Here is a 26144-nt window from a genome sequence, read left to right as displayed (position 1 = left end):
TTCTTCAATAAACCAAAAAACACTCCTGAAATTTTGGAATATCTTAGAGCGCCATATAACCTAAATATCTTATCTTGTATCCACTTAAACTAATATCTTTGCGGAGAATAGGATGACACTAACAGAGGATGACAAAAAGACCGTTGAGAAATATGCTCTCCAAAATGCTGTGAAGTACGGCCAGGCACCTCAGATAGCTGCCGTGATGGGTCGTGTTATGGGTGAATGCCCGCATCTGCGTTGTAAGGCTAAAGACGTTACTCCTTTCATTCAGGAGATCCTTGGAGATGTTACAAAAGGAAGCCCTGAGCAGTGGCAGGCCCGCCTTGAACAGATAGCTCCCGAACTCATAGAGGAGCTTTGTACCAAAAAGGAGCCTGATAAGGGACTCAAACCCCTGGAGAAGGCTGAGTGCAGAAAAGTCGTGATGCGCTTTGCTCCAAACCCTAACGGGCCGCCTACCCTTGGAAGCACCAGGGGTATCATCGTGAACTCCGAGTATGTCAAAAAGTATGAAGGCAAGTTCATCCTTCGTTTCGATGACACCGATACGCAGACAAAGCGCCCGATGCTGGAAGCCTACGACTGGTATATCGAAGACTGTAACTGGCTTGGCGCCAAACCCGATGAGATAATCATCGCTTCCGACAGGATACCGCTCTATTATGAGCAGGCAAGAAAACTCATTGAAGGCGGGAACGCTTACGTGTGCTTCTGTGAGAGCGAGACTTTCAAGAAGCTCAAGGATGCAAAAGAGGCATGTCCTCACAGGGACACATCGCCTCAGGAGAACCTGGAGCACTGGGATAAGATGCTCTTAGGAGGATATCCTGAGAAGTCGGCAGTGCTGCGCATCAAGACCGATATCATGCACAAGGACCCTGCACTGCGTGATTTCGGTGCTTTCAGGATATTGAAGATGCCTCATCCCCGGCAGGAGGTAGGGGACAAGTATATCGTCTGGCCGCTGCTTGACTTTGAAGGCGCCATTGAGGACCATCTTCTTGGCACGACCCACATAATCAGGGGCAAAGATCTGATGGACAGCGAGAAGCGCCAGACCTATATCTACAAATACCTCGGCTGGGACTATCCCATTACGACCCACTGGGGACGTGTGAAGATGCACGAGTTTGGTAAGTTCAGCACAAGCGGGCTTCGTCGTGCTATAGAGGAAGGTGAGTATGATGGATGGGACGATCCACGCCTGCCGACGGTGCGCGCCATAAGAAGGCGTGGCATTCAGCCTGAAGCTGTCCGTAAGTTCATGATAGACATGGGCGTTGGTGAAACAGATATCAGTATCAGCCTTGACACCCTCTACGCCGAGAACAGGAAGCTTGTGGAACCAAAGGCCAACAGGTATTTCTTCGTATGGGACCCAGTGGAGCTGGAAGTAACAGGCGCAGACCCTTGCACTGCAAATCCACCGCTGCATCCCACGGAGAATCGCGGCTGCCGTGAAATCGATGTGAGCACAAAAGTACTTGTGTGCAGGGAAGATGTTGAAAAGCTTACAGAGGGTTCAAAGGTCAGGCTCAAGGATCTCTATAATGTGGAAGTAACCTCTATGGAGCCTCTCCAGGCAAATTACCTCAACGATGCCATCGAATCCGCGAAGAAGGAAAAGATGAAGATCATCCACTGGGCGCCGGTTGACGGTGTACCTGTGAAGGTCCTCTCTCCCGATGGCGAGTTCAAAGGAATCGGGGAGAAACAGATAACCGCTGAACTGGATAAGGTGGTCCAGTTTGAAAGGTTCGGGTTCTGCCGGATCGACTCAGTGGGTAAGGAAGTGGTGGCATATTATACACATAAGTGAAAAGGGTGTTTTCCTCTTTTCGCTTTCTTTTTTATGCTCTTTCGTTTATATGCGACGAATCTTATTGATTTCATCGAGTATGATCACTAGTCTTCTAATGCTGGTCTTTTTCCCGCAAGAGCTCCTATATATCCTCGCAGCACCAACCGGATAAAGATAGTTATGCCTGCCTGCCCTCCTCCCACAGTAATCATAAGCAAATGCCTGGGCTTCTCACCCTGCAGGTATGATGGAAAGATGATCTCTTTTCCTGCAGCGAATGTCCTTAAACCTTATGTCAGTTTCATCACAGTATGCCCGGAATGTGAGATTGGGCTGGGTGTTCCGAGGAAACCCATACGTATCGTTCTTGAAAGGGGGGAATTCGGGGAAAAGGAAACACTGATACAGCCGGCTACTGAACTGGACCTGACCGAAGATATGGCTGATTTTACGGCCGCATACCTGAATAAGCTTGCCAATGTAGATGGAGCCATCCTCAAATCCAAATCGCCGTCCTGTGGTACCGGGAGTACGAAAGTATTCGCTTCTGCCAGCAGCAGGAATTGCCTGCACCGCCGGGGCACAGGATTATTTGCTGAAGGCCTGACGGGTCATTTTCCTTATCTGCCTGTCGTTGATGAAGAACAGATTGCAGACTCTGCGATGCGGGACCATTTCCTGACGCGGATCTTTGCCCTGGCCACATTCAGGGAAGTAGCTGAATCGGGAAAGATGCACAAGCTTGTGGAATATCACACGCGTAACAAATTGCTGCTGATGGCTTATGATAAGGAAGCGATGACTATGATGGGTGATACCGTGGCTAACCGCGTTAAGCGTCCTTTCGGCGAGGTCATACAGGAATATGGGCGATACCTCCTAAAAATGCTTTCACGGCCAGCCGGTACCGGGCCAAATATCAATGTGCTCATGCATGCGGCAGGCTACTTTTCGGACAGTCTGGACCCTGATGAGAAAGCTCTTCTTGAAGATCGGTTCCGGGAGTACCGGCAGAATGATGCTGTTCTGGGTGAGCTGAAAAAGATGTTCATGTCCTGGATACTGCGCTACAATGTGGAATACCTCTTGAAACAGACCTATTTTTGTCCCTATCCTGAAGAACTGTCAGGGAGTTTGCGGCAAGTTTGATATGTCTGGACTTCATAGTATCATATGGGATAACTGGCATGTCCGGTTATCAGGGGTAATGCAAAATGGAAGATGAGATTCGGGAAAATGAGGATGTCGATTTTCTGGAAATTGAAGATGATGATCTGGAAGATGCAGTGCAGGTCTGTCCTGTCTGCGGGAGCATCGATCTGTACTATGAAGCTGGCGGTGTCGAGGGTTTGTATCACTGTAAGCATTGCGGCTACATAGGTTCCTTCATTGTCGAGGCCAACGAAGAGATGGCCAGACTGATCCGTAAAGAATACGATAATAAGGAACGTAACACAGCACTCTGAGTATAACTCTGAGTACAATTATTGATACCTCACGTTAGGGTATAACAACATTTGAAGATGTAAGGATTAGGATATGGGATATTTTAGAATATGTGGGGATAAGCAATTAAAATAAGTGATTTTGGGTATCATTGAATTGATACCCATAAAGTCTTCAGGTCTTTTGGAATTAAGCTGCTACAGGAAATGCCTTTACTTCGGTCTTCCTGATCTCGACCCTTCTGAGGGGGTAGATATACTTAGCATTCCTGTAGATGTTTGCGGAAAGCTTGCCCATGATAGCTTCTTCGATGAACTGCTCAAAGTTGAGTTCAGCTGCACGCTCGACGACGATCCTGTCCATGATCTCCCTGATGGACTTGATCTGGCTTGTCCTTGCCCTCTTGACCGTGAAGCAGATAGGCTTCACCCTTATGACGTAACCGTCCTTTGTGGTCACATCGAGGTTGGTGTCGATCCTTGAGGTCTGGCGCTTTACAATGGAGCGAAGGTAATCGGTTGTGATCTCGTGACCCATGAATCTGGTGCTGGCAACATCACCGTTGACTTCATTGATCTCGAGTATGAGCTTGGTGTTGTGTTTTGTGAAATCGTTTGCGATCTCTCCGACAGTAGTCTCAACGATACGGCCAATGAGCTGTCCGGGTTCCTCTGCAGGGGTTACTCCGATGTTTGTCCTGCTGATGAATTCGGGTGTCTCTACATTGTACCAGGTCTTTGACTTCCATTTGTCTAACTTTCTCTGAACTTTCTTTGCCAAGGAATTCCTCCGGATGAGTGTAATCTTATGATATTAGTAAATTAACATGATTAGTGTAAGTGTTCGACGTTCGGTCATGATATGAAATAACCTATGCATTAGTTTGGCTTTGTATACTAGTCATGTCCATATATAAAGAAATCGGTTCGTCCGGTATTTTATAAAGTGCCGCTACGCAACATATGCAGGGAATATGGATAATTGGATACGGAATGAATGCAGGGCCTGGCCAATACCATATGCTATAATGCAGCCATCACTTAAGGTCGTATGGATATCTTGTGCTTAGATTCACACATTATTTCAAGGTGATATATTATATTTCTTTATTGGATCGTCGGTTTAGCAATTGTTCTTGGTCTGGGAATTATAGTTGTAAACAGACAGAAGAACAAAAAAGGACTTTAAGTCCTTGAATTCCTTTTTTAAAATATCTACTTGTATTTATTCTCAACATTGCCTTAGAAAGCAAGAAATTATATGAACTCGAAACAATTTACCACAATGGAATACCGCCACGCCTTGCTGCTGTGTTATCGCTGTCGAACCAGGCTGGCATGCGTATGATTAATACATGATAAGCGCTATAGCAGGTCAACAAATGGATAGAACTATCAGAATATCTTGGTTACAATACCATCAAAAAATCTATAGAGGGCTATTATGAAGGACCCACTCAAGACACTAAGGGATACTAGACCGCTGATACACCACATAACGAACTGGGTGACAATATACGATTGTGCGAACATGACCCGAGCATTCGGTGCACTCCCTGTGATGGCACATGCGCCCGAGGAATGCGCAGACATGACCAATATATCATCCGCACTTGTGATCAACATCGGCACCCTGACAACTGAACTTATTGACTGCATGATCATCTCGGCGTCTGCGGCAAACAAGAAGGACATTCCGGTAGTGCTTGATGCAGTGGGTGTCGGTGCCACGAAATTCAGGGACGATATGGCCGCGAAGATTCTTAATTCCGTTAATGTTGACATTATCAAAGGCAATTATTCCGAAGTGGCAAGACTTGCAGGAGAACACGTTGAGACTAAGGGAGTCGAGGCGACTTCAATAGATGCAGATCCAAGGCAGGTCGCAGCGGCATTAGCAAAAGCCAGGTCATGTGTCGTTGTCATGACCGGCAAAGAGGACATAATCAGTGATGGTGGAAGGACTTTTGTTGTGAGGAACGGCCACGAACGGATGGGCTCCATTGTCGGAACCGGATGCATGGCCGCATCGGTAATAGCTTCATTTGCAGCGGTCAACCGCGATTATAGTGATGCTGCAAAGGATGCTTTATGCTACTTCGGTTTAGCCGGTGAGCTGGCTGCTGCAAGATCCGATGGTCCCGGAAGCTTCAAGATGCACCTGTATGATGAGGTATACAACCTCTCAGATGAGAAAGCAGAGCCCCTGATGAACTTTGAAACACTCTGAACTCTCAATGCTTCCCGGCCTTAACCGAATTGATCATGGGGATAGATATGGATAAAAGGAAGCTGCTTGGCAAGATAGACCTCTATCTTGTCACGGATTCAGGTCTCTCTAAGAAGGGGACCTTGTCTGATGTACGTAACGCGGTGGAGGCAGGATGCAGGATAGTTCAATACCGTGAAAAAGACCGGAGCACGAAGGAGATGGTGAAGGAGGCTTTCCTCATTAAGGAAATATGCGAGGGCAAAGCCATCTTCCTTGTCAATGACCGCATCGATGTTGCCATGGCTGTGGATGCCGACGGCGTCCATATCGGCCAGGACGATATGCCAATAGCAATAGCAAGACAGCTTCTGGGCAATGATAAGATAATTGGCCTTACTGTTCATAATCTGAGAGAGGCGCTGGAGGCCGAGCAGGATGGCGCTGACTACGTCGGCCTCAGCCCTATATTCGACACTTCAACCAAAAAGGATGCGGGGAAGGGAATCGGCCCTGAAAGTATAAGGGGTGTGAAGAATGCTTTGAACATCCCTATAGTCGCCATCGGCGGTATAAACAAGGAAAACAGTATTAGTGTGGTCCGGGAAGGCGCCGACAGTCTGGTTGCAATTTCAGCAATTGTGTGCAGTGATGATGTAAATAAGGAAACCACGGATTTCATTAATATCATTCGCAAAACAAAAGATGATGTGTATTAGTCATCCCAAGATAAGTGAGCTCATAATTGCACCCATGAGGGCTGCTTCTTTTTCTAGCTCATTTTGGACCTTGCTGATTCCACTGCTCTCCTGCTTACAACATCTGCTGCAAATATATCTGCCATGTTCTCGAGTTCGCTCTCTGAGAAGTTTCGTGTGAAGGTTATCATAGAAAGATGCCTGAGTATGGGCGTCCGGGTATTGTGGCGCAGGTGCCACACTTCATGCGCAAGTATTGCCTTCAGCTCAGCCTTGTCCATGATCTCGAGCAGCCCCATGGAAAGGAATATGGTCTTTCCTGAAGCAAAAGCCCTGGGAACTGCAGAGTTGTAATAATAAACCTCTGACATGCCAGGCGTTTTGTACTGTTCTTTAAGACTGTTCACAAATACCTGTGGCCACTCCATAAGCTCTGCGACTGGACGGGCCCTGTATCTTTTGATTAGGATCCTATAATATATCCGTGGCAAGAACAGGATAAGCATAGTTGAGAGGAACACATAGGCTGTGTATATCTCAATGGTAAGCATCCGGCTGCACTGCATGGACGAAACCACCATTGCGATAGAAGCGAGCATGCATAGTTGTGCAGCAATGAATGAGGATATCCGGCTCCGGGAGCTTCTGGCTTTAAGATAGAATGCGAACAGCAGCAAGGCCATGAACAGTGATGCCATTAGCCACGGCAGCAGACCGGAATCAGCGACACAGGCTATATAACACCCAACTTCATCCTGTATGGAAAACATGCTCAACGCTCCAGGACATCTTCATGATTTTTTTCTCTGAGCTCTTATTTCTTCTCGTAACTATGGAAGTTGTCTATGGCTACTTTACCAAAAGTATCAACAAGACTGTCCAGTACTTTACGCGTGATAGAATTTGCCGTCCTGTCCATTGACTCGCTTGCAGAATACAGGTATCTGACCCTCTGCCCGTTCTTATCAATAGTCCTTTTGGCATAGCCTGCCTTAACGAGCCTGTCAAGTGTCCCGGCTACGCTGGATAAAGGAATGCCTGTCCTCTCGGTGATATCCGGCGTGGTGCACTCTCCATTCTCCCACAGGACCGTCATTATCTGAGCCTCAATCGGACTGAAGAACTTGGTCAGACCTTCATTTGAAATGTTTATCCGGTCAAGTTTTACCATGTGTTTACAACAGGTGTATAATGATATAAGTTTAATCATCATGGATATGTCATCTTTTTGCTGCTAACAGTGGCCGCGGTTCAGGCTTGGTCAAAGTTCTCCTGGGTACCCCGGGCTTTATTTCAAGACAAGGAAGAAACATCCAGCTGCTTTACACCTGGCGTAAAGTTAAAATAGATTTACACTTATTGTCAAACCGGTTGTTTACACTTAATGTATAGCACGTTGGAAGCAACCCGTGTCGGAAAAGTCCCGGTTATATATTTTGAGGTTTACTTATGCGTTTACACTCTTTGGTCCTGAAAGACATATCCCGCAGAAAAATAAAACTTCTGGTGGCTGTACTCGGCGTGGCCGTAGCCTCTGCGGCACTGGTGGCTGTGGTCACAACATTTTCAGCAGCTACAGATAGCCTTTACGAAGAATCCAATAATTTCGGTGCAAATATCATAGTCCGGCCGGAGGTCAAAACCATTCCTCTGCTGGCTGGCTCAACCTCAATGGGTTCTCTTCTGGTGGGAGAGAACTACATAGAGGAATCAGAGATTCCCCGGATATACACCATTATGGATAGCTCCAAGCTTTCAGCTGTGGCACCACGATTATACGGGGTTGCAGAGCTTGGTAACGCATCGGTTGTCATAATGGGCGTGGATCCGGAAGAGGAGAGGAAGCTCAAGTCCTGGTGGAAGGTCAGAGGAGACTGGATATCCACAGAAGGCGCCGGGCAGACTGAAGTTATGATTGGTTCGGACGTAGCCACACCCATGGGACTTACCGAAGGCTCCTCCATAACCCTCCGTAATGGCAATATCTCGATGGATGCCCAGGTCACCGGTGTGATAGAAAGCACAGGTGGCAATGAGGATGCATATGTGATACTTCCGCTTGCTGCTTCCCAGCATCTGCTCGGCAGGGAGGGAAAAGTAAGCAGTCTGGAGGTAAGAGCATTGTGCAATACTTGCCCGGTTGAGGAGATCAGCATGCAGATCGAAGAGAAATTTCCGGGATTGGAAGCCCGCTCCATGAGCCAGATAGTCCGCAACGAACTGGCTATTGTCGAACACATCCGGTCTTCTGCAATGGCAGTCTCAATTATCACCCTGCTGGTGAGCACATTGACTGTCGCTTCTACCATGCTCGCTTCAGTGAATGAGAAATTGAAGGAGATAGGTATTATGCGTGCGGTTGGTGCGAGCGATGCTCAGGTTGTATCCATGCTGCTCTTCGAAGGTGCGATTATAGGGGCTGTGGGAGGCATCATTGGCTTTGTGATGGGAACTATTGCCTCGTCCATTGCCGCTCCTTTGTTGGTGCAGGTGACACCTTTGCCAATGTGGTCGATCCTGCTTCCGGTGACAGGTGTATGTGTCCTTACCGGCATGCTGGCATCCATCCTGCCTGCAAAAAGGGCTCTTGGTGTTGATCCGGCAGAGGTGTTGAGAAGTGTCTGATGGTAACAATATGATCCGTATTCAGGGTGCAGGTAAAAGATATCCCATGGGAGCTGGTGAAGTGGAGGTACTGCGAGGTATCAGTCTGGATGTGAAGAAAGGCGAATTCGTATCCGTAATGGGCCAGTCCGGCTCCGGGAAAACCACCCTGATGAATCTCATCGGCATGCTTGACAGTCCAAGTGAAGGGACTATCCTCATCGATGGGAATGACATCACTCTCAAGCCCCAGAAAGAGCTGGTAGGATTGAGGCGCAGGACCGTTGGTTTCGTGTTCCAGCAGTTTCATCTCATACCCTCGCTCACAGCCTACGAGAACGTTGCCCTGCCGCTGGTATTTGCCGGAGAAAAGGATAACGGTGCTGTTGATATTGCTCTGGAGCGGGTGGGGCTGTCCCATCGTAAAGAGCACAAGCCGGCTGAGCTGAGTGGAGGTGAACAGCAGAGGGTCGCAATTGCGCGCGCAATTGTCATGAAGCCGAAAATATTACTGGCTGATGAACCCACCGGAGCACTGGATGGCACCACGGGTTCTATGATAATCTCCCTGCTCAGGTCGCTGGCCGGCGAGATGACAGTGATCATGGTCACTCACAACAGGGAGCTTGCCATGTTATCTGACAGGATTGTGAACTTAGTGGACGGGAATATCGCGGAGTAAGTAACATGAATTTAAAATTGATCGGTGTGGTTTTGTCGGTGCTTGTGATATCTGTACTTGCACTTGGGTGTACGGGAACTGATTCTGCGTTAAAGGGCTCTGCAAAGCCTGTGGAAGCCACATGGATAAGCTCCCTGACGACAGAGGACACTGTTTCCATACCTCTTGCAGCAGTGGATAAGCATACAAATGTCCACTTCAAGGTGAATACTGACATTGGTGAGCTTGCGGTAATGGCATACATGCTTGATGATGAGATCTCCATCAGGTCCAATGTTTGTCCTCCATGCGGTTCTATTGGATTTGCACTTGATAGGAGCACACTTGTATGTGATGCATGCACCACCACATTTGATGCATCCACGGGCATGGGCATTGGAGGAGCTTGTGTGGCATATCCCAAGGAAAGTATCCCTTATAATGTTTCAGAAGGGAACCTCATAATGAAGCTCGACGACATAATGATTGCACACCAGGAAACCTTAAAGGCGAACTAAGGTGCAGTACCACGATGTGGGGATGGTGGCAACAGGTATGTTCGCTGCCACCCGTTCTATTCATTGCAGGTAATCTTTTCTGGGTAAACGACTATCCGTAATATGTAACTAGATGTGTTGCGCATTTTAGTAGTAGAGGAGTGATTATGAAAGCCGCCCAGATAAATGAATACGGAACAGATGTTGTCGTGATAAACCGTAATGTCAATACGCCCGAGATTGCATCGGGAAAGGTTCTTGTGAAGGTACATGCTGCAGGTGTGAATCCCTTTGACTGGAAAATACGTGAAGGGTACGTGCCCTCTGTTAACAAATTCAGTTTTCCGATAACACTCGGCGGAGATTTTGCCGGTACGGTAATGGATGTCGGCCAGGGCGTAACCCTGTATAGGACAGGTGATTACGTATATGGCAGCGGGCTTATCCTCTCAGGGGGCTCGGGGGCCTTTGCTGAATTCGTATTAGCTGAAGAGAAGCTGACAGCCCTAAAGCCGGAAAAGGCAAGCTACCTGGAAGCTGCCGCGCTGCCCCTTACAGGTGTGAGTGCATGGGATGTTCTTTTCGACAAAATGAAGTTGCAGAAAGGACAGAAGATACTCATACACGGGGGTTCGGGAGGAATCGGTTCAATGGCAATCCAGATGGCAAAATATCTGGGCGCCCATGTGGCAACAACCGCCAGGAAAGATAAGAGCGAATATCTCAAGGCCCTTGGAGCAGATGAGATTATCGACTATAAGGACGAGGTCTTTGAAGAAAAGCTGAAAGATTTCGATGCAGTTTTTGATACGGTAGGTGAGGATACTTACAAAAGGTCCTTTAAGGTTCTTAAGAAAGGAGGCATCATCGTCTCAATGCTTGAGCAGCCTGACCAGGAGCTGATGGATAAGTATCAGGTGAATGCACTGGGGCAATCTACCAAAATCAATAGCCATCAACTAAAGAAGTTAGCAGAGCTCTTTGACAGTGGAGTCGTCACAGTCACTATTGACAGGGTATTCCCTCTGGAAGAAACAGGACAGGCTCTGGAGTATCAGCGCAGCGGAAGTGTGAAAGGAAAAGTTGTAATAGAAATAGCTTAAGGAACCTTTCCTGTTATTCTTACTTTTAAGTTTGCTCAGAATGCTTACTGCCGGGTTTAAAAAGAAGAATCAGAGGAACCTGATTCCTCTGGGGATCTCTCCCACTCTTTTCCTGAATTCCTCGGGCCAGTTGGCAGGGTCCAGTCCCTTCTGTGCAAAGAATGCCGATGCCCATCTTTCAAGGCCGACACCGGAACAGCCTGACCAGAGTTCTTCACCGGTCTGGCATTTTACATTGAATCCTGAAGGGTACTTGTTCCCATTTACACTGACATTCTGGAATTCCAGCCACTCGCCATCCGGTCCGCGGTAAGGCAGGACTGCTTCATAATCGGTTGTACCGGCTTCGGTCTGTTCAGCAACTCCTGTAAGTCCTTCCTGCGCCATGAACCATGGTGTGACCCATGCTTTCCGCCACTCCAGGTCGAGTATCTCGTTGAAGATATGCATGTACCTTTCGTGCAATTCGTTAGCGGCTTTTATCACCTGATCTTTGGTTCCCACCCAGACGATCTCTATCCTGTGGAACTCATCCACACGCTCCATGCCGTGGATGCCGCCGCTCTCGTACCTGTGCGAGGTGCCTGACCTGTCAAACACCCTTATAGGGAACTCGTCGGTGGGTATTGTTTCACCCTGCAGGTATGTCCAGAAAGGAGGGCACTGCGCGTAGCACATTCCACCTATCGGATCACCTATCTTCTCTTTGATAAGAGATGTAGGGACCTCAAGGGTTACTTTATAATGGTCAATGACCTCTTCCCAGTATTTTGGATCCCTGGTCTTGGGGGGACAGACATAGTATATCTCGGGATAGACGCCTTTTGCATGCCCGGATTTCTGCCAGACTTCCCATGGGACTAACTTTGGGAAGATCATCTCCCTGTATGCCAATGGTTGGAGCAGTTCCTCGAGAACTATCCTCTCAAAAGCCCTGAACATCTTCGTAGACTGCGGGCCGTGTATCCATTGTCCCCTGCTGGCTCCTCTTTTTATCCAGCCGGCATCCACCATCGCCTGCGTGGGGTCTCCCGAGAACTTGTGCTCCTTGTTTTCGCTCTGCCAGAGCACATGCCAGTGCTCGGCCTTTCCGCCATAGGACTGCTGCTCTATCTTCTCCTCCATCAGGGACAGTATCCTGTCAGGAACACGGTTTGACATGGCAGAGTCATCAACATCAAGGTCCAGCCTGAGGATTCCCTCATTATAAGTGATAGATCTCACATAAGGGATCTTTACTTCAGCAAGCGGCTTTTCCGAAGGCATCTCTATAGTGAACGAGCCTACTTCAGTACCGCGTACTCCTATCCGGAAATCCTTTCCAAGTTTTGCAGCAAGGGGCTTTTTCAGACGCATGATTGCATCGTGCACTCTTACATGCCTGCCGGATTCAATAGTGAGATTGATCCTGTCTCCCTCAACGCTCCAATCCACCACCTTTGCTCCCTGCCCCTCCGGAGCACCTTTTGTGAATATGGTCTTGTTGGATTCATCTATTAAGGCGTTTATGGCATCCTTTGCCGGTGTGGCATCGGAACTGGTCTTGATAGCACATTCCAGCCTGAACTTCAATCCAATTGAGTTGCCACATCTGATTTCATCCTGCGGACAGCAATTATCTCTCTTTTTAACTTCCATTCTTATTCCGTTCCTGAAATGATGATATGAATAAGCGAGCTGCATTCACATTAATTTGCAAATTACTTCTACACCTGATTATGGTATCTTAGATGCATCTTTTGCCAGATGTATCTTATGCCAGATGTATTTTTTAATAATTAAGGGCTTCTCTTTTTTGGGCTGATGTCCATATTTTTATTCCGTTAGTCTTTTTAGTTATCCTTTTAACGGAGCTTATCTATGTACAAATGCCAGGTTGAGAAGTGATCCGGAAAAAATGAGGCTAAGACATGGGAAAATTACAAAGTATTGATATCTCCGCAGTGGTTGAGGAAATGGCCAGTGCAGGTTTTGGACATCTGGAGGAGTCTATCCTGCAATGTTCGGACTGCGCCCTTCGTGAAGGTGCCACTAATCCCGTGATTATGAAAGGCTCGCGCAATCCCAGGGTGCTGTTCATCGGCGAGGCTCCGGGCAGGACCGAGGATATGACGGGTATCCCCTTTAGCGGGAGGGCCGGAAAGAAACTGGATGAGATGATAGGATACATGGGCCTGTCAGCTGGGGATTACGCAGTCATCAATGCAGTGAAGTGCCGTCCTCCGAACAACCGCAAGCCCCTGAAAGGTGAGATCGAGCTTTGCCGTCCATTCCTGATGGCCCAGATAAAGATGCTGGACCCGCAGGTCATCATCCTGCTTGGCAATACTGCAGAGGAAGCTTTCTGCCGTAGCAAGAAGCTTGAATGGGGCATTCCGAAGGTATCCGGAGGTATCAGCATATTGAAGATCTACCATCCGGCAGCCATGATATACCAGCGCTCAAGGATAGAAGAGCAAAAAACGCTCATAGATACTAACAGGTACCTGTGGGAATGATCATTTTCCCGTTTCCCTTTTCTTATATTCCTTTGCTTTGCATTTCTCCGCCTCGCTCAGCACTTCTTCCGCGACCTTTGCGTTCATGAGCAGGTCATCAAGGGTTGCTATAAGCGAGATGATCTTTTCCGTAGAAATGTGTATCCTTGCACTTCCATCGCGTGATTCTGTATGCATGCTGGTGAGGTTGTCCGGAGCCAGCGAGCTTGCAACTTTTTCAGCTATCTCATGTGCATCCTCGTCAATGAACTCGAGAGTGGTCCTTATCTTCATTGGAATCGTGCTCCTCATCTTTTCCCGAGCTGCTGTCCCACTATCTCGTCCACCTTATTGATGAACTGCTCCTCAGTACCGGGGGGTATTGAGGCTCCCGATGCTACATTATGGCCTCCTCCTTCTCCGCCCACGGCCTTTGAGGCTTCCCTCAGGGCGAATGCAAGGTCAAGACCTTTTGTGACCAGCGCTCTTGTACCCCTTGCAGAGACTTTGACAATGTCATCCACCTGGTTCACAGCCACAAAGGGCATGTCGGGATTGATGTACCTGACCATGGTGCTTGCAACCATTCCCGTGGATTCCATGTCTTTTGTGATAAGATAGCCTATGTTCTGTCCGATGCGAAGCATATCAATAGCAACCTTGATGTTCCCGACGATGGATCGCTGATATCCGATCGCCATCTTCCGGGCTTCTTCAAGATGTGTCTTATCCCGCATACCAATAGAAAGGGCGACACCGGCTTTTTCCATTCTGCCGCAAGTGTTAAAGATAGCCACCATGTCGTAGACATTCTTCACAGGCTCTTTGTTTAGACAGTATACATCCCCAATAGAAGCCTCTATGGCTTCTGAAGTTGATTTCTTTGCCAGTTTCAGGGCAATGGCCGATGCCAGTTTCTTCATCTGCTCGCCCGAAAGTTCGCTGACGTTCCCCTGCAGTCCGAGGATGTCCAGGAACTCATCGATCTTCTGCCTGTCCCCGGTTATATCCAGATAGGGTTCCGGAGTGTATTCAAGCACGTCTGCTATATTGCCATCCCCCATTCTCAACCCTTTCCTGACAGACACAACGCCCGCTTCGATTGCTTCCTTAAGGATTGTGCCGTTAACAGTGTCCATTAACTGTTTGTCCCCTACAGCGCCTGCGATGGCCAGACCCGCAAGGTCCACATTGGCCGGGTCCAGTGCCTTTGCTACCAGGTATGTGGTCCCGGAAGCAGAGATGTGCATTGCACCATCGATTCCTGCAAGATGAGGATTTACGACCACCTTGGCGGGTGAGTTACCCACCGGAACATGATGGTCAAGGATGACGATACTGTTCTTTATTCCTGAAAGGATGTCAGACTGCCCGCTCCCCATATCACAGAAAACTACCAGGTCTTTCTCTCTGGCACTTGAAATGACCATATCGACCACGGAACTGTCCAGTCTTGGGACTATAGTGGTATGGAACCGGATGCCCTTTCTCAGAAGAGCCTGGCAGATGATGGATGCAGATGTGAGCCCATCGGCATCGTTATGGGATATGACCCGTACATGTTCATGGTCTTCTATTACACCAGCAGCCTGCCTGGCCATGTCTTTCAGTTTTTGGGTCTCGACGTTAAAGTTCAATGGTATCACTCAATAGATCAATAGATAAAAATGACAAAACACCTAATTAGTTTTTCTGCCAGGCGTAACGACTTCTCCGGGATGGCTGAAGCTGCCTGCTTCCATCATCATGCCCACATTGATGCTGGTATTGATGCCTGTATGCACGTCATCGCCCATGATGACCCCAAGCTTTCTCCTGCCGGTATCCACTATCTTGCCTTTAACAGAGCACTTGATGTTCTTTCCGTCATGCCTCAGGTTAGCTATCTTTGTACCGGCGCCGAAATTACATTTGAACCCTATGACGCTGTCCCCGAGGTAGGTCAGATGTCCTATTTTGGTGTCGTCCATGATGATGCTGTTCTTGACTTCCACCGCATTGCCTATATGGACATTGTTACCGATAGCAGTGGATGCCCTGATAAAGCAGTTAGGCCCGATATCGCAATTATCGCCAATCACTACCGGACCAATGATATAAGAACCATTGCGTATTAGTGTGCCCTTCCCGATAATGACCTCTCCGTGCAGGGTGGCGTAGGACTCTACAGTACCTTCACACTGGCCTTTTATATTCCCGAGCAGCACCGTGTTTGCGTCAAGCAGGTCCCAGGGCCTGCCGATATCTATCCAGTCCGTGTCAAGTACCTCATACCCTACATTGTAGCCGCTGTCTATCATCATTTGCAGTGAATCAGTTATCTCAAGTTCTCCTCTTGGGGATAGCTGCGTCTTTGCTATGAAGTCGAAAATGGCCTCTGTAAAAAGGTATATGCCGGCATTGGCCAGGTTGCTTGGTGGGTGCTGGGGCTTCTCGATTATCCTTACAACCCTGTCATCTTCGGTCTCTATCACTCCGAAATGGGATGGGTCATCGACTTCTTTCACGGTGATGACTGCATCTTTATCTATAGATATCAGGTGTCTGATATGCTCGGAACTTATCAGCATGTCCCCGTTGAGCACCACGAACCGGCCGTCAACGTGCCCTTTGGCATATCCGATGGCATCGGCAGTACCAAGCTGAGCATCCTGATGCACATATTCAATCCTTATCCCTTTTATGCTGCCATCACCAAAATAACCCTTGATAGAATCCTCGCAATAACCTGAGATGATAACAAAGTCCATTATTCCGGCTTTGACCGCTGCATCTATGGTGTGCTCCATCATTGGCTTGTTAGCTATCGGAAGCATCACCTTCGGCCTGGATGCAGTGAGCGGTCGCATCCTTGTACCTTCGCCAGCAGCAAGGATTACTGCTTTCATTTAAGGCTCTCCTTTACTATACCCTCAGTCATTGCGTACAGTTTTTCCACATTCTCCCTTGCCTGGGCAGTGATACGTATCTTGGGCTCGGTTCCCGAAGGCCGGACAAGCACCCAGCCGTTATCCATCTCTACCCGGATACCGTCAATATCCGAAACCTCTCCAAGGGGCTGAAGTTTTGACTTGATCGCTTCCATAACTCCTTCTTTTGCACAGTCTGCACATGGGATAGTACCCCTGAGGGTCGGGTACTGGGGAAGTGCTTCCCTGAGCTGTGAGAGCTTTGTTTCCCGGACTATCTCAACAAGTCTCGCAGCGGCATATATTCCGTCGGGGCAATAGGATATCCTTGGGAAGATCCAGCTTCCCGAAGGCTCTCCACCAAAGTCTGTGATGTGCTTCTTCATCTCTTCGGCTACATACACATCCCCAACCCTTGTTCGTATTATCTCGGAGCCTTCAAGGGCATCATCGACCACAAGGGAAGTATCCACCGGCACGCATACCTTCGCCCCGCCTTTGCACTCGTAGTGCCCGAAAATAGCAAGCAACTCGTCACCTGATACGAAGTTGCCCTTCTCGTCAACAGCCATCATCCTGTCGGCATCACCATCGTGGGCGATTCCCAGACAGGCATCGAACTCAACTACCGCTTTCCTAAGCAATACGAGGTTCTTTTCATTGGGCTCCGGGTTGCGGGCGGGGAAATGCCCGTCAAGCTGGCTGTTAAGTGTGATGACCTCGCATCCCATTTCCCTTAGAAGGAAGGGAGTGATGGTCCCTCCTGCCCCGCAGCCGCAATCGAGGATAACTCTCATGGATGCTCTTCCGACATTCTTCAGGATCATGTCCATGTGTTCCCTGACGGCATTATCGTGTGATGTTATATTGCCTGTCTTATCCCATCTCACACGCACGAAATCTTCACTCTCTATAATTGATTCAATTTCTTCCTGCTGTTTTGAATCAAAAGCCATGCCGTCGGGATTCCATAGCTTGATTCCCACATATTCTGCCGGGTTGTGGGATGCCGTTATCATGACCCCACAGTCATAATCCCGTGCAGCATACGCAAGTGTGGGAGTTGACACGATTCCCACACGGACGACTCTGCATCCGGAACTGGCAAGCCCGCTGATCAATGCATGTTCTATCATCTCGCCTGCAACCCGCGGATCTCTCCCAATGACTGCATTCTTTTTTGACTTTCCAAGCGCCATGCCAACTTTAAGGGCAAGGTCAATTGTAATGTCTTTATTTGTAACTCCCCTTATACCTGAAGAACCGAACAGTTTCATTAAATGCCTCCGTAATTACATCATTCAACAGTGACGCTCTTTGCAAGATTCCTCGGCTTATCGATGGAGCAGTCCTTTGCAAGTGCGGTATAATATGCGAGCAGCTGGAGTACAACGGAAGAGAGCACAGGAGAGGTCATTTCGTGAGAGGCGGGAATCCTTAGCACTACATCTGCATACTTTTCAATTTCCTTATCGTCCTCATTAGCGACAGCTATCACAACAGCATTGCGGGCTTTGACTTCCTTGATGTTGCTGAGTATCTTGTCATATGTGTGCCCCTTGGTGGCAATGGCAACTACCGGAGTCTCCTCTGTGATGAGTGCAAGCGGCCCGTGCTTCAGTTCTCCTGCGGCATATCCTTCAGCGTGTATATAGGAGATCTCCTTGAGCTTAAGAGCTCCTTCCAGGGCTACGGGGTAGTTGAGGTAGCGTCCGATAAAGAAATAATCCCTCTTGTCAGCGAACTGCTCGGCACACTCCTTTATCTTCTCTTTCCTGCTAAGTATCCTCTGTATCTGGCCCGGAAGGCGTTTGAGGTTCACTATGAGGTTCTTTGCCTCGTCTGCTGTGATGACTCCTCTTATTCTTCCCATGTGGATGGCAAGCATGTAGAGCGTGATCAGTTGCGCTGTGAAGGTCTTTGTGGCAGCAACCCCTATTTCCGGCCCTGCACGCGTATATATAACACTGTCGGACTCTCTTGTGATAGTGCTTCCCACAACATTGGTGATGGCTACTGTTCTGCATCCGTAGGATTTGGAACTCCTCGCGGCAGCAAGTGTGTCTGCGGTCTCCCCGGACTGCGTGATGGCAATGGTAAGTTCCTCTCCGCACAGCACAGGATTTCCGTACCTGAATTCTGAGGCTGTTTCGATATCTGTATGAATACCTGCAAGTTTTTCAAAAAGGTATTTTCCGAGTATCCCGGCATTCCATGATGTCCCGCAGGCAACTATCGTGGCCCTACGCAGGTGTTTGATCTGCTCATGATTAAGATAAAGCTCATCCATTTTGACAGTGCCTTCAAGCTCCATCAGTTTTCCTGCAAAGGTGCTCTGGATGGATGTGGGTTGTTCATGTATCTCTTTAAGCATGAAGTGCTCATAACCCGATTTCTCGGCAGCCTCAAGATCCCACTCAATGACCTCTGTAGGTTTTTCCAGCAGGTTGCCATCAAGATCGTATATTCTTATAGCGTCAGGGTGTATGCAGCCTACCTCATGGTCGCTGATATAGATGACATTCTTTGTATGTTTCAGGAACGCAGTTACATCTGAAGCTGCATAGTTCCCGGTTTCGCCAATCCCTATCACTAGCGGGCTGTCCTTGCGGGCAAAAACTACACTATCAGGCTCGTTACAGCATAGGGATGCTATGGCATAGGAACCCTCGAGTTCTCTGATAGTTTTGCGCATCGCTGTAAGCAGATCTATACTATTGCCGCCGTTGTTCATATTGTAATGGAGCAGATGGACGATGACCTCGGTGTCCGTATCCGACTCGAACTCATATCCAAGCCCTATGAGTCTTTCTTTTAGCTCCAGGTAATTCTCAATGATCCCGTTATGTACTACCGAAACACCGGATGAAAGATGCGGATGCGCATTCCGTGTTTCTGGCTTTCCATGGGTTGCCCACCTGGTATGGCCTATTCCCACGTTGGCAATTATTTCTGCAGGCAGGACCACTTCCAGGTCTGCTATCCTTCCTACTGTCTTGTATGTCTCGATCGTGCTGTTAAGGACTGTGATCCCTGCAGAATCGTATCCTCTGTATTCGAGTCTTTTCAGCGACTCCAGTAAGATCGGTGCGGCTGGTTCTTTGCCAACGTACCCTATTATACCACACATTTTACCCCATCCCTTTATATGACAAGTGAGTTTTGAGCCAGTGCTTCTGTTAGTATCTTGCCCGAGTTTATCCGGCAATTTGGATATATCATAATCCCTGCTCTTACAAGTACATTACTGCCAATTTCAGTGTCATCGCCTATGATCGTTCCCAGTTTGTCCGAAAAGTGGAGGCTGCCTTCTATCTCTATCATGAGCTTTTCTTTTTCCTCAGTGACGAAATGCGAACCTATCGTGATATTGCTTCCAATCACGGAGTTGGAAATCAATGAATGTGTCCCTATACGGACATCGCTCATTATTATGCTGTTCTGTATCTGTGTGAACGAGGCAATAGAAATATTGTTCCCGATACTTGTTGACGGTAATATGACGGCATTGGGACCGATATCGCAGTTATCTCCTATCACCACGGGTCCTACGATGTAGCATCCTGAACGGATGGTTGTATTGCTACCTATGGAAACGCTCCCTTTAACCACCGCCCCTTCTTCAATTGTGCCTTTCTGCAGATCCTGCTCGAACTCCCCAAGAACTATCGGATTAGCCTTTAAGAGGTCCCAGGAATAAGGCGCATCGAGCCAGTCGGAGAATGTGTTCGCCATCATCACCCGCATTCCCTCATCGATCATTATCTGAAGAGTGTCCGTGATAGCATACTCGCCGGTGTGTGTAAGCGGTGTCCTTTCTATTATTTCAAATATCTGCGGCCTGAAGAGGTATATCCCTGTGTTGATAAGGTGGCTCACCATGTGCGGGGGTTTCTCAACTATTTTTTTGATGCGTTGCCCGTCAACTACTATAACCCCGTATCCTGTGGCATTCTCTTTCTTGCATGCCAGGACGGTCGCATCGCCTCCAGAGCTTTTCAAAAGGTCGCGGATGGTATCGGGTTCAATGATATTGTCTCCGTTGACAACCAGAAAGGCCTCATCTTCAGGGTCTATACTATCCCGGGCCTTGAGTATGGCATGTGCGGTCCCTATCTGTGCCTTTTGTTCGATGTAGCGGATCTTCACTCCGAACTCGCCCCCATCTCCAAAATAGTCCATCACGCGTTCTTTTTCATACCCAACAATGAGTATGACGTCCTGAACATCGTTTTTGGCGAGTGCGTTTATTACATGTTCCAGGATTGGCTTGTTTGCCACCGGCAACATGACCTTTGATCGTGTAAGTGTAAGCGGACGGCATCTTCTACCCTCCCCGGCCGCGAGAACAACAGCTTTCATGGAGTACTATTGCTCTTTAAAACAATTTATAACTTGCCTTGGCAGGCAGGCCTGTCAATAGGAACTATAGTCATTCTTAAAAGGTGAAGTCTCTCACAGTAAAAACAATGTAAAAAAGAAAAACCTGAGTCCGGCCTGCTGGCCGGACTTTGAAGTAAATATATTCCTGTTTATCTTGTGATCAGCATTTCTGCGGTTTCTGGTTTGTATTTCCAGTCTGCAGAGAGAATCTTTGTGGACTGGTAGTACTTGACCAGCCTTCTGATCTTGGCCTCTGTGTTATGAAGGGAGCGTTTGTTGTGAACATCCTTGTGGTTGCCTACAATGTGCTTCCTGATTCCTATTGCCTTAACTATTAGGTTGTACAGGTCTTCAGGAACAGCAGACTGCTCTCCTTTCTCTTTTATGATCTGGCCAAGCTTCTTCTTGGTGACGACCTTGACATCGGGAACTCCGTATTTGTCCCTCAGTGTCATTCCAATCACACTTGTACTAACTCCCTGTTTCCACATGTCCATTATGACCTTTGTGATCTCTTCCTCACTCATAGTGGACCATACTGGTGGTTCAGTGCGAAGTGGTCTTGTGGATCCGGACTGTCCTCTTTTCCGGGTGTGCATTTTTGCCATGCAAATTCCTCCTGATAATTATAATTCCTGATTGAATCCTTATTAAGATATGATTTGTTCTTATGGTTACCGCAGTCCTCAGACATGTTGAACGAACAGGAGAGCCTGATTGTGCGGATGTCAGATGTAATGGGCGAAGTGCTCATAAAAAAGCATTATCAAATATATATGTTGTGATTGGTACCTCAAATGAACTCCACTTTTATCTTTTAATGTCAGGTACCTGATCTTATGGAACATGCCCAACCGATTATACCCTACCTATTGCCACAGGTATAGTATCATATCTGCGCCTCCATTATCTACTCTGCTGTAAATGGCTCGCATCTGCCTCTCATGCAGTTCAAGCATGGCATCCTGATCAGTGGAATTCAATATATCTGATATAGTTCTTTCGATTTCCGGTTGCATTTCCGATTTAAGGTATGTTGAGATCATAGCGCTGTTAGACTGTATCAGGCTGTTCTCGATATCATCCACTACATTCATCCCAATCATCTGATTTTCCAGGGGAATGGTAATGTTCAGGCCGAATATTCCATTAACTGTGTTGTTGATACTGTGGAGGGCTACCAGATACTCAGGGTTTGGCATATTGGAGGCCATCGGGCTTGATATAAGTGACAGTTGCTCGCTTTTTAGGCTGCTCTGCGTTGAGCTTAGCGAGAGCAGGTAATCCGCAGGAAAGATCACTGAAGTGATAGTCTCTGCCGCGGACCAGGATGCGGTTTCAATGCTCATGTTATATCCTTCATGCAAGCGTGCCGAAGGGTCAGATGAATTAACTGCATTCCAAAAGGTGGTGGCATTCATAGACCCAAGGAATTCTTCATGGGAAGGTGAGCAACCCAAAGGTAATGATACCCTGCTCTTCTGCCTGGAGGCATCTATGGGTGCAGGTCCTCCTATCTCGATATCACTGCCTGTATTATAACCGCTTACGGGATACCAATGAACTTCAAACCTGTAATGATATCTTCCACCGACACGTGCATCAAGGTAATTCCTTATAGCCTCTTCCGTCATTGTGCGGTGCATCTTTGCCATGGGATTGAGAAACACCTTGTTACCATTTTTACTGACAGCCAGTCCAAGGATAAGGTCCTCGGCAACAAGGTCTGCAAATGTGCGGTGTTTCTGCTGCCTCCAGTACAGGGTCTCTTCGGCGTCCCTCAGCATGGATCCGGGGGGAAGGGAAAGGTTGAGGCCGGCAAGTTCTCCGGGTTTATAAATATATACCACTTCCCCGCTCCTGCTGTTAAGCATAGAGCTTAGAAGCAGTGTGTCAGTATCCTGCTGGGACACATAGCCTGCAGACAGGTACTGATATTCGGCCATGATAGCTGGCATGAGTATTATCGCAGATACGGATACAAGCGTAAGGAACAAAAGTGAGTCCATGTTTGAAGTGAATGCATCTTCACTATCAGCAAGCGTTTTCTTTGTTTTCCTTACCATCGGTTCTGCTCTCCCTCGATTCATTCCTAGGTCCATTTGTTCTTTCTTAACCTGACAGTCACCGTTCCGGGAACGCAGCGGGCATTGTTACCAAGTTCGATCACAACGGGTACAGAGGCGGCAATAATGTCTCCTTCAGGGGAGGATGTTTCATACCTGTCTATTATCCAGGTATGGCTTCCGTCATCTGTGCGCACATCCACAAAGAAGTCGGCATTTGATGAGAACCTGTGAAAGAAGTCACTATGCATCTCCCTGTCTGCAGCAGGCATGGCAATGGAATCCAGAGCATGGGCTGATATCAGGTCCTGACGGCTTCCCTGGATGGCAGGATAACCGGCAACATCATTTGCTATCAGGGCCGCTTGACGATAGTTCTCTAGGGCTAGGGAATTATCATTGTATGTAAGGTATGTTTTTAAGAGTATTGCGGCGAAGATTACAAAACCTATCACGACCATCGCAGTTGATATGATGTCGTTGTGCGGTTCCATGAATGCTTTTTCATCACTGATGAACAAGTATGTACTCAAGTTCTTTAACCTCAGTCCCGTTTAAATTATGGATGTATATCAAGGTCTTTTCAATGTGAACTTCTATACTTGTATTTAAATTTTCTTCTTTTGTTCCGAGAGCCGCAAGAAACCCGGTAACGGCTGTGTACCCATAGGATGCCGGTATTGGCTGGCTGATATTGCCGTTTGCTGAAAAAGCACCAGTGAGCTCCCCGCGGACCTCATCTTCCGAAAGTGGCAGGGTTTTGTACGTGAGAGGCTTTACTGAACTATATCTTCTTCCTTTCTCCTGAAAGGACACGCTCACGTACTCTCCGGATACGGAGGCGTTGAGCCCGGAACTGAAACTGCCATGTTTTTTGTATGCATCAAAAAAGTAGACCTTTCCACCAGCCTCATAGCTGCTTTTCCCTGCACTGTCAATAGCAGAGCGGAAATCCTGTGCAATCGCATCAAGCTGCCTGTCCTGATTCATGCGCCCGGCATCTGCGGCCAGATGATAGAGAGCAGCCAGTATAATGATACTCGCAAAAATAAGGGCGACCTTTGAAAGAAGCAGATCTATCCAGCCCCTATCGTCTGCAATAAAGTGAAAACGATATTTTTGGGGAGTACTTTTTTGCGAGCATGGCTTAACTTTCATACACTTTCACGAAAATTCTATTGTCAGAAGTCCTTTTAACACTTTCCAGTGTTATCCTGTGCTGCCCGGGACCAAGTACCATGGTTCCGTTAAGCCCGCCGTTTGAATAAGATGCAGTGGATTCTCCTGTTATCTGTCTGCTGCCTGCCCTGATGTAATGGTTGCGTGCATCCTCAGGCCACTTATTTTCATGACCAGGTAAACCTCCCAGGACAAGTGTGACCTTCGCCGGGATATTGATATCAATTGTGACTCTGCTCCCCTCTCCCTGGGACGACATCATTTTTGCATTCGAGTCTATCCGGGAAAGAACTGCTCCTGCATCCCGGATACGCTCATTCTCCAGCATAGTGGATATGGCTGAAGCGCAGAGCAATACTACTATCAAGAGCACAATTGATGCGACTGTGAACCTCATGGGCAGGGCATCTGCGGCCCTTTCATCACTCAATATGTTCTTGTACCGCAGAGCCATTTTTAGAACCCTGGTCACCGAGCCTGCGGATGACCTCCACAACCGTGAGAAGTTCCTGTTCTCCGCTGTGCATGTCCTTTAGCATGACCTTACCTGCGCTGGCCTCCTTTTCACCTATGATTATGGCGTATCCTGCCTCGAGGTAATTCGCATAGGATAGCTGGGCTTTGAAGTTGCGCTTCATCAGGTCTACATGGACCGGCATGTAAGGGCGAAGCTGCACGGCGATCTTTACAGCATCAAGTCTTGTAGTTTCCATCGCGATGATAACTACTGGTTTTGCTTCCTCCGGCTCGATTGTGCATACTTCCATTATCCTGTCAAAGCCCAGTCCAAAGCCTGTGGAGGGAACGTCTCCACCCCCGAAGAGCTTGATGAGCTGGTAGGATCCGCCTCCACATACCTGCTTCTGGGCACCGAGTCCCTCTGCGTATATCTCAAAAACCGTACCTGTATAGTAATCCAGTCCCCTAGCGATGCCAAAATCTATCGTGTACTCGACCCCGTAGGTATCCAGCAGTGTAAGAAGTTCCTGGTAAACTGCAAGCTCCGGTATGTCGCCAACAAGCATCCGCGCCCTTTGGATTGCATCGCTGCCTGTAAGGGTGATAAGCTCGACGAGCTTCATGCGCAGGTCTGCAGGCGCACTGATCTCCACAAGGTAGTCTTCAAGTCCCTGTTGCTCTTTTTTGTCCACAAGCCTCATTATCCGGCTTTGCTGCTCTGTCTCAAGGACGCTGAGCAGGTGTCTGATGACTCCCAGATGGTTCACATGCAGGTCTCCCCGGATGCCCACTGACTTAAGCATCTCACTGGCCAGAGCAATGACCTCCGCATCAGCGTCTGCCTTATCACTTCCAATAAGCTCTACCCCAAACTGCCAGAATTCCCTGAAGCGTCCCTTCTGCGGGCGCTCATACCTGAAGCAGTTCTCAAAATAGAACAACTTGAGGGGCTTCTGGCGGGCCTGCATCTCGTTAACGTACATCCTCATGACAGGTGCGGTGAGTTCCGGGCGCAGGGTCATCTCTCTCTCTCCCTTGTCGGTGAAATTGTACAGTTCCCCGACTATGCCTTCTCCTGATTTCAATGTAAAGAGCTCAAGTGACTCGAAGGTGGGCGTGATTATTTCCTGAAATCCCCAGTTTCTGACCACCTTGCGTAAGATGTTCTCTACATTCCTTCTGCACCTGGTATCCTCCGGGAGGAAGTCCCTGGTACCTCGTGGTCTGCTAATTGTCATTTTTGATCAACCTGGTAAAACCGATTATGTGATTTCAATACTTTTCCATGTTTTGTTCGGATACTATATGGGTAGCCTATTTTATATTTTCGATTATAACTTCTAAATATCCCTTGAAGATCTGAAATTGGCTCATAAAATCCCGACTTTAACTTAATGCATCTCATATCTTTCAAAATCCGTGTTCATCTGTGTAAATCCGTGTCTTGAGCAGATTATTATCCGATACATGGATTTATATGCGATTCCACTGGTCAGTAGTATTCATAGAGAGCCCATGTCAAAATTATAAATACTATTTCCCATAATGGTATTGTGGGGATGTTAATGGAATTCAGAGAACTCTCTGATGAACAGTGGAAGTTCATTAAATCACATTTACCACCACAACCTCTTGTCGGGAGAAAGAGAG

General features: G+C 47.9%; 26 protein-coding genes. 10 read left to right on the top strand and 16 right to left on the bottom strand.

What is annotated here, in order from left to right:
• Positions 1-112 precede the first annotated feature (112 nt).
• The 3 genes from Q8J68_RS13505 (at position 113) to Q8J68_RS13495 (ending at position 3270) form a co-directional block, all read left to right on the top strand.
• The gene (locus tag Q8J68_RS13505; RefSeq protein WP_305312038.1) at positions 113-1822 is read left to right on the top strand and encodes a glutamate--tRNA ligase; all 1710 of its coding nucleotides are present in this window, start codon (positions 113-115) and stop codon (positions 1820-1822) included.
• 162 nt (positions 1823-1984) lie between these two features.
• A complete protein-coding gene (locus Q8J68_RS13500; RefSeq protein WP_305312037.1) occupies positions 1985-2953 on the top strand; it encodes a DUF523 and DUF1722 domain-containing protein in 969 nt (322 codons plus the stop codon).
• A gap of 65 nt (positions 2954-3018) precedes the next feature.
• Positions 3019-3270 (top strand): hypothetical protein, encoded by a 252-nt coding sequence (locus tag Q8J68_RS13495; RefSeq protein WP_305312036.1) that lies wholly within the window; start codon positions 3019-3021, stop codon positions 3268-3270.
• Positions 3271-3439: 169 nt separating this feature from the next.
• Here Q8J68_RS13495 and Q8J68_RS13490 read toward each other — a convergent pair whose 3' ends face one another.
• The gene (locus Q8J68_RS13490) at positions 3440-4030 is read right to left on the bottom strand and encodes a 30S ribosomal protein S3ae (protein ID WP_305312035.1); all 591 of its coding nucleotides are present in this window, start codon (positions 4028-4030) and stop codon (positions 3440-3442) included.
• A 663-nt stretch (positions 4031-4693) separates the two neighbouring features.
• Here Q8J68_RS13490 and thiM point away from each other — a divergent pair.
• Positions 4694-5479 (top strand): hydroxyethylthiazole kinase, encoded by a 786-nt coding sequence (gene thiM / locus Q8J68_RS13485; protein WP_305312034.1) that lies wholly within the window; start codon positions 4694-4696, stop codon positions 5477-5479.
• A gap of 47 nt (positions 5480-5526) precedes the next feature.
• Positions 5527-6177: a thiamine phosphate synthase gene (gene thiE / locus Q8J68_RS13480; RefSeq protein WP_305312033.1), complete on the top strand. Its 651-nt coding sequence runs from the start codon at positions 5527-5529 to the stop codon at positions 6175-6177.
• 53 nt (positions 6178-6230) lie between these two features.
• Here thiE and Q8J68_RS13475 read toward each other — a convergent pair whose 3' ends face one another.
• Together Q8J68_RS13475 and Q8J68_RS13470 are read right to left on the bottom strand one after the other, a co-directional pair.
• A complete protein-coding gene (locus Q8J68_RS13475) occupies positions 6231-6926 on the bottom strand; it encodes a M48 family metalloprotease (protein ID WP_305312032.1) in 696 nt (231 codons plus the stop codon).
• Between the two features lie 44 nt (positions 6927-6970).
• Complete coding sequence (locus Q8J68_RS13470; protein WP_305312031.1) at positions 6971-7327, bottom strand: BlaI/MecI/CopY family transcriptional regulator; 357 nt, start codon at positions 7325-7327, stop codon at positions 6971-6973.
• Positions 7328-7605: 278 nt separating this feature from the next.
• On the opposite strand from Q8J68_RS13470, the gene Q8J68_RS13465 reads away from it, so the two are divergent.
• The 4 genes from Q8J68_RS13465 (at position 7606) to Q8J68_RS13450 (ending at position 11021) form a co-directional block, all read left to right on the top strand.
• Complete coding sequence (locus tag Q8J68_RS13465; protein ID WP_305312030.1) at positions 7606-8781, top strand: ABC transporter permease; 1176 nt, start codon at positions 7606-7608, stop codon at positions 8779-8781.
• On the top strand, positions 8774-9442 hold the full coding sequence (locus Q8J68_RS13460) for an ABC transporter ATP-binding protein (protein WP_305312029.1): 669 nt from the start codon (positions 8774-8776) through the stop codon (positions 9440-9442). The genes Q8J68_RS13465 and Q8J68_RS13460 overlap by 8 nt, the downstream gene beginning before the upstream one ends.
• 5 nt (positions 9443-9447) lie before the next feature.
• The gene (locus Q8J68_RS13455) at positions 9448-9939 is read left to right on the top strand and encodes a Fe-S-containing protein (protein ID WP_305312028.1); all 492 of its coding nucleotides are present in this window, start codon (positions 9448-9450) and stop codon (positions 9937-9939) included.
• A 146-nt stretch (positions 9940-10085) separates the two neighbouring features.
• Positions 10086-11021, top strand: a complete 936-nt coding sequence (locus tag Q8J68_RS13450; RefSeq protein ID WP_305312027.1) for an NADP-dependent oxidoreductase — start codon at positions 10086-10088, stop codon at positions 11019-11021.
• 69 nt (positions 11022-11090) lie between these two features.
• On the opposite strand, the gene Q8J68_RS13445 is transcribed toward Q8J68_RS13450, so the two are convergent.
• Positions 11091-12659, bottom strand: a complete 1569-nt coding sequence (locus Q8J68_RS13445; protein ID WP_305312026.1) for a serine--tRNA ligase — start codon at positions 12657-12659, stop codon at positions 11091-11093.
• Positions 12660-12931: 272 nt separating this feature from the next.
• Between Q8J68_RS13445 and Q8J68_RS13440 the strand changes: the two genes are divergently transcribed.
• The gene (locus Q8J68_RS13440; protein ID WP_305312025.1) at positions 12932-13519 is read left to right on the top strand and encodes a uracil-DNA glycosylase family protein; all 588 of its coding nucleotides are present in this window, start codon (positions 12932-12934) and stop codon (positions 13517-13519) included.
• Here Q8J68_RS13440 and Q8J68_RS13435 read toward each other — a convergent pair whose 3' ends face one another.
• The 12 genes from Q8J68_RS13435 to hisS all read right to left on the bottom strand — a co-directional run bounded on the left by Q8J68_RS13435 (position 13520) and on the right by hisS (position 25732).
• Positions 13520-13792: a KEOPS complex subunit Pcc1 gene (locus tag Q8J68_RS13435; RefSeq protein ID WP_305312024.1), complete on the bottom strand. Its 273-nt coding sequence runs from the start codon at positions 13790-13792 to the stop codon at positions 13520-13522.
• A 14-nt stretch (positions 13793-13806) separates the two neighbouring features.
• Positions 13807-15099, bottom strand: coding sequence for a DHH family phosphoesterase (locus Q8J68_RS13430; RefSeq protein ID WP_305312051.1), 1293 nt, complete (start codon positions 15097-15099; stop codon positions 13807-13809).
• A gap of 78 nt (positions 15100-15177) precedes the next feature.
• Complete coding sequence (gene glmU / locus Q8J68_RS13425; protein WP_305312023.1) at positions 15178-16386, bottom strand: bifunctional sugar-1-phosphate nucleotidylyltransferase/acetyltransferase; 1209 nt, start codon at positions 16384-16386, stop codon at positions 15178-15180.
• Positions 16383-17684 carry a phosphoglucosamine mutase gene (gene glmM, locus Q8J68_RS13420; protein ID WP_305312022.1) on the bottom strand — a complete coding sequence of 434 codons (1302 nt, stop codon included), beginning with the start codon at positions 17682-17684 and terminating at the stop codon, positions 16383-16385. The genes glmU (Q8J68_RS13425) and glmM overlap by 4 nt, the downstream gene beginning before the upstream one ends.
• 20 nt (positions 17685-17704) lie before the next feature.
• Positions 17705-19537 (bottom strand): glutamine--fructose-6-phosphate transaminase (isomerizing), encoded by a 1833-nt coding sequence (gene glmS, locus Q8J68_RS13415; protein WP_305312021.1) that lies wholly within the window; start codon positions 19535-19537, stop codon positions 17705-17707.
• Between the two features lie 14 nt (positions 19538-19551).
• Positions 19552-20769, bottom strand: a complete 1218-nt coding sequence (gene glmU / locus Q8J68_RS13410; RefSeq protein ID WP_305312020.1) for a bifunctional sugar-1-phosphate nucleotidylyltransferase/acetyltransferase — start codon at positions 20767-20769, stop codon at positions 19552-19554.
• 170 nt (positions 20770-20939) lie between these two features.
• Complete coding sequence (locus Q8J68_RS13405; protein ID WP_305312019.1) at positions 20940-21398, bottom strand: 30S ribosomal protein S15; 459 nt, start codon at positions 21396-21398, stop codon at positions 20940-20942.
• Positions 21399-21659: 261 nt separating this feature from the next.
• Positions 21660-22856: a hypothetical protein gene (locus tag Q8J68_RS13400; RefSeq protein WP_305312018.1), complete on the bottom strand. Its 1197-nt coding sequence runs from the start codon at positions 22854-22856 to the stop codon at positions 21660-21662.
• A gap of 26 nt (positions 22857-22882) precedes the next feature.
• The gene (locus Q8J68_RS13395) at positions 22883-23377 is read right to left on the bottom strand and encodes a hypothetical protein (RefSeq protein WP_305312017.1); all 495 of its coding nucleotides are present in this window, start codon (positions 23375-23377) and stop codon (positions 22883-22885) included.
• Positions 23364-24014, bottom strand: coding sequence for a hypothetical protein (locus Q8J68_RS13390; RefSeq protein WP_305312016.1), 651 nt, complete (start codon positions 24012-24014; stop codon positions 23364-23366). The genes Q8J68_RS13395 and Q8J68_RS13390 overlap by 14 nt, the downstream gene beginning before the upstream one ends.
• On the bottom strand, positions 24004-24489 hold the full coding sequence (locus Q8J68_RS13385) for a hypothetical protein (RefSeq protein WP_305312015.1): 486 nt from the start codon (positions 24487-24489) through the stop codon (positions 24004-24006). The genes Q8J68_RS13390 and Q8J68_RS13385 overlap by 11 nt, the downstream gene beginning before the upstream one ends.
• Positions 24458-25732: a histidine--tRNA ligase gene (gene hisS / locus Q8J68_RS13380; RefSeq protein ID WP_305312014.1), complete on the bottom strand. Its 1275-nt coding sequence runs from the start codon at positions 25730-25732 to the stop codon at positions 24458-24460. Before hisS ends, Q8J68_RS13385 begins: the two co-directional genes overlap by 32 nt.
• Between the last annotated feature and the right edge of the window lie 412 nt (positions 25733-26144).

It is taken from the genome of Methanolobus sp. (assembly GCF_030682845.1).
Taxonomy (GTDB): Archaea; Halobacteriota; Methanosarcinia; order Methanosarcinales; family Methanosarcinaceae; genus Methanolobus.
This window is presented reverse-complemented; position numbering and strand designations above follow the sequence as displayed.